General features: G+C 53.9%; 5 protein-coding genes. All 5 read right to left on the reverse strand.

What is annotated here, in order from left to right; translation table 11 throughout:
• The coding region (locus tag HMPREF3178_RS18405; protein WP_070585351.1) for a host specificity factor TipJ family phage tail protein at positions 1-3070 on the reverse strand (3070 nt) is incomplete at its 3' end.
• Positions 3067-3447, reverse strand: a complete 381-nt coding sequence (locus HMPREF3178_RS18410) for a nitrite transporter (protein ID WP_070585352.1) — start codon at positions 3445-3447, stop codon at positions 3067-3069. The genes HMPREF3178_RS18405 and HMPREF3178_RS18410, both read right to left, overlap by 4 nt.
• Before the next feature lie 12 nt (positions 3448-3459).
• Complete coding sequence (locus HMPREF3178_RS18415) at positions 3460-3936, reverse strand: DUF1833 family protein (RefSeq protein WP_070585354.1); 477 nt, start codon at positions 3934-3936, stop codon at positions 3460-3462.
• On the reverse strand, positions 3923-4396 hold the full coding sequence (locus HMPREF3178_RS18420) for a hypothetical protein (protein ID WP_047720936.1): 474 nt from the start codon (positions 4394-4396) through the stop codon (positions 3923-3925). The genes HMPREF3178_RS18415 and HMPREF3178_RS18420 overlap by 14 nt, the downstream gene beginning before the upstream one ends.
• Positions 4397-4417: 21 nt before the next feature.
• Positions 4418-5446, reverse strand: a 1029-nt coding sequence (locus HMPREF3178_RS18425) for a phage tail tape measure protein (protein WP_077270125.1), incomplete at its 5' end; no start/stop codon positions are given.

The raw sequence follows: 5446 nt of genomic DNA on the forward strand, positions 1-5446 counted from the left end.
CGTCGCCGGGGTATGTGGCGTCGTCGTACTGGTAGTAAATTTCTTTATATTCAGGTGCAGTAATCTGACAGTTGCTGTCACCTGATGGGGCAACCTCCTGGACTATCCCATGCCGCACACCCTTTTCACTGTCGCAGAACAATAACTTCGGCAGATCAATATCTGGGTCGTCCATAATCCAGTCGTCGGGATGCAGGTCGTCGTTGTACGGCACCGTGAGCGTGAAATCATCCACCCGCTGCGGCGTAAGCATTCGCGATGATGGACGACCGTTCTGAAACTGTATCCAGCAGCGGGGATTCGCGTAGCTCCAGTCCAGAGGCTCGGTAACGTGCAGCGTAATTTCCTGAAAGTCATATATCATTGCGTCAATCAGGCAACTTTGGGTTTTCCCGGTTGGAATGTCGTCGGACAAAATGATGTGATCACCAAAATCATGGCACCATCCCAGCATTGCAGTTGTAGCCGTATACGTCCGCCGTTGATGGAGATATTTCATTAACCGGCGCATCCCGATACGCCAGGCACGATCCGCTGTCATGACGACATCGATGGTGTAAGCCTCCGTTTTCCGGGGGAACGGATTTTCAGGCGTCCGGCACTGTACGGTCTCCTCCGCCCAGGTAACGGGATTGATGTATTTCACATCCACGCCATCAAAATCGTCCTCTGAAGGCACCCTGAATGATGTCTGCATTTCCTCGACAGTATCCTGGGGGGTGATGATTCCGGTCCAGCTTTTGATCCCTTCACGCCCGACGGAAAGTAAGCCGTCAGACAGCAGAAAATACCCCATGCCTGCTTCAGCTATCTTGTCGAAAATATCCTTTGCGGACGTGCTGTCACTGCTTGCCTGATGGTCAAAATACTCGCCTCGTGGCGTCCAGTAGTTAGCCTCAAGCATGTTAATTGTGGAAATGTCGATCTGGTCGTCGCTATACCCCAGACTGCGGGCCAGATGCAGGAATGCCCCGCTGATTGTCCTGTCACCACCGCCATCATAGTTTCGCGTGGCGACTACACTCACACGCTTGTCTGACTGCGCCGCCAGCTGGCCGCCGGTTTCAACCGTGATCCCTATTGTTGATATCCCTGCGTAGGAGGCCGGACGGGAAAGCAAACGACCTCTGAGAGCCTGCCAGAACATGCTGTCTCTCGCGTTGTTGCTCCCCTGCTCGTTGCGGCGGCGGCATCGAACCTCCACCAGCCCGGGAGAAGACAGATCAAAACGCTCTGTAAAACCGAGGCCATTAACGTTTTTAAGCGCGTATACCCCCTGCTTACTCGTCCACCCCGATCCGGAACCATATACGCGGTACTGAATTTCATACTCAACATGGCGAACCCGCTTATTCCCGTTGTTCTGGAATCCGCAAATTCCGTTTGGGAAAGCAAAGTTGACCTCGAAGGCGTCCACAACTTCATTTTGCGGGGAGGCCAGAAAGGGGCCGAGCCATGTTTCATTATCGTTAATACCAGACGCGGCAAAATCCACGACGGTACGGGTCAGAAAACCTGACCAGGTGTTGTCAACGGCACCGTTAACCACTCTCTGTACGGTCGCAGACGCTCCGTCAGTCGATGCTATCTGGTATTCGTTGCCTCGGTGAGCCAGGGAAATCCGCTGCGTGCCGTCCGGCAATCCGGAAAAGGCAGTGCCAGAATCGTATGACAGCGTCACGCTGGCTGTGACCGCCGGGCTTCCGCCACTGGATGCTGTACCGGCAGTAAACACAGGGCTGTCGCCAAAAACTGACGCGGGCAGGAATGATGACGTAATGGAACCGCCACGCCACGGGCTGGAGATTTCCACGATACGAATCACGCCGCCGTCATCCTGAGCAATCAACCCCGATCCGGTGAGCCCGCTGTTAACCGCCGCCAGCAAACCGGACATTGTGCCGTAGTCAGCAACCAGGGACAGGGTATAGGTGACGCCCTGCCAGGTCAGAGCAAACGTCTGGCTGGTTGTCGTAAAATCATACGTGGATGGCGACGCACTTGCGCGCAATGCTGCAGTCGATCCACCCGTTCCCGGAACGGCGTCCTGGTGAGGGGTATACGTGGCAATCTGCAGATCATAATCGGTGCCGCTAAATGTCAGCGTTACAGGCATACCATTATATGGCGCCACTTCTGCCACGGCGTCACCTGTCAGAACGTTAAAACCATCCTCAATCGATACCTGATAATTCACCGGCGCTTTCAGAGTGACAATTGCACCCTCAATCCAGCCAGGAGGCAGCTTGTTCTCATCTTCATCATCATCATTGTCATCATCGACATCGAGACCTGAAAACGAAACAGATGCACCGCTGACGGTCATGGCATCAGCAACGATATCACTGGCTTCAGGAGCAGTCTGAGCCATATCCAGACCTGACCCGCTTGATGTCCCGCCAACTTCTGTACTGTTGAACCAGACCTCGCTGCGACGGTCCCCCGCCACGTTATCGCCAGGGCCATAGCTGGTATATGAAAAGCCATCGCCTAACGGCAGAGCAGGAGTTTCACCTACCCGAAAATCACCGCCTGTGTATGAGAAACGACCGTATCCGAGGCACACAAACATTTCGACCGTCATCCGGGTGGGATCATTGGGGTCAAAGCGAGTGACCGGCTGCACCAGGTAATCCGGATAAATTCTGTTTCTTCCAAATACTTCACGCACAGGATCGCCAAGCTTGGCTGTATTCGCTTTTGCCGGGTTCAGGTCCAGTGATGCTGAATTGCCTGACAAAAACCCGCCCAGCTCTGGTTTCGGGGCGAAAAACAGCGCATAGGCCGTAGAGGCAATAGATACGGCAACCGATACCCACACGGCGATTTCCAGGCCGGTTCCATACGGGATCGGGTAAATCCGCACATCGCTGTCTGGCCGCAGCAAACATAGTGGCCATTCCGCAGGTGGAACAGCCCGGCCGTCCAGTTCGACAGCAACAGGATGCTTTCTGTCCTGCGAGTAGCTCGGGACATTCCTGGTCATCCACTCATGCAGGGTCATCGCGCCATGTTCGTGCGTCTCAAGGGGTTCACCCGGCAGCCGGGACGGATAAAACTTTATCGTCATTGCCAGAACTCCACGCGGTTAAACCTTCGTATGAATCGCGCCAGTGGCAGAAACGTAACCCCCGAGCCTGGATTACATTCCGCGACCTGCAGCTGGTTATCGAGCATGACAACGATCCCGACATGGGTAACCGTTGAGCCGGAATAGCAGGCCACGCCAGCACCTTCGCAGGGCTCGCAGCGTTGCAGGGAAAGCATCAACCTTCTCGCCTCCCGGTCAAGGCCTCCCCCGTCTTTGGTCACTCCGGCGAAATCGGGCCAGAGGGGTAATTTCAGATCGCGCCGGATTTCATTCACAATGCCAAAACAGTCGAGTTGCGGGTATACGCGACCGCCTTTCAGCCAGGTGACTGAACGGTATTTATCAGCGTTAAACATGTTTGCCTCAGATTAGTAACGTAAGCCAGGATGTTCTGCGAGGTTGTAACGTTTACGGGGCCAGGCTGTTTTGAGGATATTCATATAGCCCGCCGTGACCTGCACTGCTGTCGGGGTCCAGGAGCCGGATTTGATATCGAGCGTATACGGTGATGATGCCGGGGAAGAAAGATCGGATGAAATATACCGCCGGAATGTCAGCGTGGCTGATTTCATTTCATCCAGAACTTTATCGATGGCTCCCGAAACGACACCGTCAATATTACTCAGGGCGAATTTCAGATCCTGCGTTCCGTCCGCATTACGCGCTGGCAGTGCAATTTCTATCGCGCAGGCTTCAAACGTCGCCGGCTGACCATTTTCCAGCGTTACGGAAACGTCATCCCAGCCGCTGGTTAGCCAGTAGTTATCATCGCCAGCCGATATCTGCAGCGTGTCGTGGATAACCTCCGAACCGCTGCTGGCATATAGCCGCTCAAGAATTGTCATGCTTCGGCCACTCCTTGTTTAGCGCAATATCCAGTAACGACTGACCAGCCAGCCATTCCGGGTAATTCCCCCATCCAACCGGCGGTAATGGTCGTTCCCATAATTCCAGCGTTGCGCTGTACTGCCAGTATTTTGGCGCGACCAGCGTCGGCCCTTCATAAATATCCACGAACCTGGCTTTATAGGGCTTTACCCCGATGGGAGTCTGGAGTTTCAGATAGAACCATGACTGACCATCTTTAAGCGCATCCCTGAAAAAAGCCTCAAATACCTGCGCCAGCGCATCAGTTTTAAAAATCCATTTAACTGATGCCTGGGTCGGTGTTGAGGTGTATCGCCTTCGCTGCTGAGCGCGACCGGACGTCATTTCCGTTCGCAGTATCGGTGATATGGGCTTAAAACCGTACCCGTCCATCAGCGGCATAGGCAGGTACTCATCCGGATAGATAATATCCGCCATTAACTTTCCCTCCGGGCTGGTTTATTGTGGTTTTTTTGGCTGTAGGTTGGAGTAAATAGCCCGGCCGAATTTCTTCTGTGGGTTATTTACCTCGGCGGTTAAGGTGTTAACTATCCGCTGTTCAAGAGCATCATTTCTTCGCTCTACAGCCTGCATCGTTATGTCATCGGGTTTGCCGGTGAACGTGCTTCGTGCGTCCACGCTGACAGCTATCCGTGGCTGTACCTGAATCTGGCTTGCTGCGCTCTGTACCGCAGGGGACTCACGACCAACCGCACGAACACCCAGCGAACCATCAGCACTACGGGTTAGCGGCATGATGGCTTCTGGCCCAGCTTCACCGAATACACCAGCCCCTTTTGCAAACGCAAAATACTGCGGAGTGCTGTATACACCGCCGCTGTATGCGGAAAGTGAAGGCGAATCGTAGACACCACCCAGAGCATTAAACGAAAAATTAGCGCCAGCGCTCTGAATGGCCGTCCCGGTGCTGCCACCTCCCGCGCCTCCGCCAAGAAGACTCCCGAACATTCCACCAGCCCCACCGCCGAACGACGCCATAATCGCTTTGGTGATTAATGCCTGTGTTGCCATCTGGATCAGCGTCTTAATCACCGTTTCCCCCAGAGAGCTGAAGATATTCGACATCCCCTCTTTGAACGAAGTCGCACCAGTCAGAACACTGGTCAGGTTGTTGGAGATAGAGTTAGTGGTGGCATCCAGAATTTCGCTGGTTGCGGTGGCAGCCATTGAACTGAGGTCAGCAGCCTGATCGGCGTAGTTCATCAGTGAATCGCTGATCCCCGCCTGCCAGTCTGACTGCTGTTCATCTGTTTTTTTGTAGTAGTCCTCCTGAATCTGGAGCCGTTCAGTAAGCGCCGCCTGTAGCGCTTCCGTTTGCTGTTTGTACAGGTCCTCAGAAATCTGACCTTTGCTGAAATCCCGCTGCAGGTCCCGCTGCTGTTTGAGAAAATCAGTACGAATATCCGCCATTTCCTTCATGCGGTCGCGGGCCTTATCCCCCATCCCGGCACCAAGAAAATCAATATT

This window comes from Klebsiella sp. HMSC09D12 (assembly GCF_001808475.1).
Taxonomy (GTDB): Bacteria; Pseudomonadota; Gammaproteobacteria; order Enterobacterales; family Enterobacteriaceae; genus Klebsiella; species Klebsiella oxytoca.